Below are 2,305 nucleotides of genomic sequence, written 5' to 3'. Positions count from 1 at the left end.
CCGTTGAACTCGAATCCGGCCCGCCGGGGCGCAGTGCTTTTGACCTGTGGCTCTCGAAGCCGGAAAATGCTGGCAAGACCTACGCCGATTACGAAACCACCCAGCGTGGCCCTAAAGGCGAAACCGGAGATCAAGGTCCGCCCGGAGACACAACTGCTGCCGATGCTTTGGCTGCCGAGGCGGCGGAATCTGCCGCGACTTCCAAATCACTGGCAAACACTTCCAGCGCGGCTGCGACGGCGGCGGCTCTATCCGCTTCACAAGCGGCGGCTCTGGCAGCTGCGGCGAACATCGCAATCGAGAATGGCGACGCCTACGCTCGTCGCAACAAGGCGGACCTTCCCGTAGAAGCAAATGCCTCCGGAGAAACCGAGTTTGGCTATGTCTTCGCCGATAGCGAAAAGGACGACAACAATGGCCGCTACTACCGCGAGGCAGGGGAGACGGTTTGGAACAAAGTCCCCGGCGATCTCACGGGCCGGATGCTCAGGCAGGAGTCGAAAACCTCGCCCTTCTCGATCGTCGAAAACTTCGAATACGGTGGCGAAGCCTATTCTGTCGGTTTCTTTGATCCGTTTTTGCGCTTTGCTGGTGGGATGACCGCTACCGGACAATTGAAGCTCATCGCTGCCGTCATCGCGCCCTTCGCGCCGTCGCTCGTCACCGCGCTTGCGGAAAAAGCCAACGCCACCGAGCTGACCACGCTGCAGGAGCAAGTCGCTCCGCTTTCAGGACAGTTCAAATTCCGCACCGACCGGCCCGGTTTCCTCTTTACCATCGAGGATGAGTCGTTCCCGTTTTCGAGATATTGTTTCGCGGTTAAAGACACTGGTGAAACCATCATCCCGGGCCTTGCCATCCCTGGCGCTGACCCGGGAAGCATTACCACGGTGCAACTGGCCGACGCCTCGGTGACCAAGCCTAAACTGGATCCGGAGATCGTTCGCGAAACCGCCGCGGATCGGGTCGATTTTCAGCTGGATCAATACCGACCCCAGCACGCGCAGATTTTTGTCCGAACCGGGCTGGGCTGGGTGACCTTGTCGCCTCGAAAAACCTCAGTCCTATCTGGAGTGAACACGTCCGATGCTTCACTGGATTTTCGCCAAAGCTCCGGTTTGTTCGTGCGTGGCCAACGCTACCGGGGACCGTTCGATCCATCGGTTGCGCCATCGATCAACTACCTGGGCGGTCTAACATCCGAGTCGAACTGGCCGCCTGCGGGCAATTTCAACGAGGGCGACTTCTACGAGTTTCAGGCTTACAGCGGCACTCTAACCATTGGTGACGATACCATGCGCCGTGGCGATCTGATGGTCTACACGGGTGGCGCATGGGTTTACCGACAAGCACCCGGCGGGTATCCAAATATCTGGAAGGATTTCTGGGTGGCAAACGCGGACGGATGGTTCCGCGGTCTTGAGTTCAAGGCAGGGGACCGGCTCGTATTCATGGCCTATCAACCGGCGGGCGGCGGCAACATGCCATCGCGCTGGATCAAAGGCGGCACGGACGGCGAATGGTTTTTCCGGGGTGAGTTTGACCCGGCAGATGGATTCCCCGAAAACGCGATCGATGGCGACCTGTGGGAAGCATCAGCCGCCGGAGAAGTTGGCGGACTATCTCTAACAGCCGGTGACGAAGTGATCAAAACCGGCGGTGCCTGGGGACCGGTGGCCAGGCGGGAAGTCATCACGGTGCCAGCAGGTGGCGCGATCGCGCTTCCCTGCACCAGCGCTGCCAGCGAGTGGGAAGTGCGCCGGACCGACAAGAGCGAAACGGCAGCAGCGATTGCGCTGGATTGCCGGGGCGTGGCGGTGCCATCGCGCAGTGGCTACGAGATCGTGATGGAAGGGGACTCGATGCCGGGCAAGCTCAACAGCAGCCTCAAGGCGGCACTGGGTGACCGCACTCTAACAACCCGCAGCTACGGCGGCGGGCAGTCGCAGGAAGTGGAGGCGATGATCGAATACCTTGCCGCCAACGATGATCCCCACACCGGGAAAACCTTTATCTTCTGGCAGGGTGAAAACAACGCCTCGCGGCTGTCACAGATCGCGATCACCGCAGAACGGCTGGTGGCATCGACTGGCAGCTCGGATGGCCGCTTTGTGCACATCGGCATGCCCGGACGCCGGACGATGAGCTGGAACGGCGAGCGGCTGGTTTGTTCAAACGAAGAACAGCAACTCGTTCCCGGCTCCGACAACGCCTATGCCAAGGCGCGGGAGTATTTCCTCACGTCATGGCCTAACAACTACATCGACACCCGCGCCGTGATGGCAGCGGCAGCCGATGATACGCC

1 protein-coding gene is annotated in these 2,305 nt (G+C 60.3%); it reads left to right on the top strand.

Annotated elements, in window-relative coordinates:
• Window positions 1-2,305: hypothetical protein (locus JIN85_RS20135; RefSeq protein ID WP_200274228.1), on the top strand; the 2,305-nt coding region annotated here is incomplete at both ends.

The organism is Luteolibacter pohnpeiensis, assembly GCF_016595435.1.
Lineage (GTDB): Bacteria > Verrucomicrobiota > Verrucomicrobiia > Verrucomicrobiales > Akkermansiaceae > Luteolibacter > Luteolibacter pohnpeiensis.
Note: the sequence above shows the minus strand (reverse complement) of the source record. Positions and strands in the feature narration are given on the sequence as shown.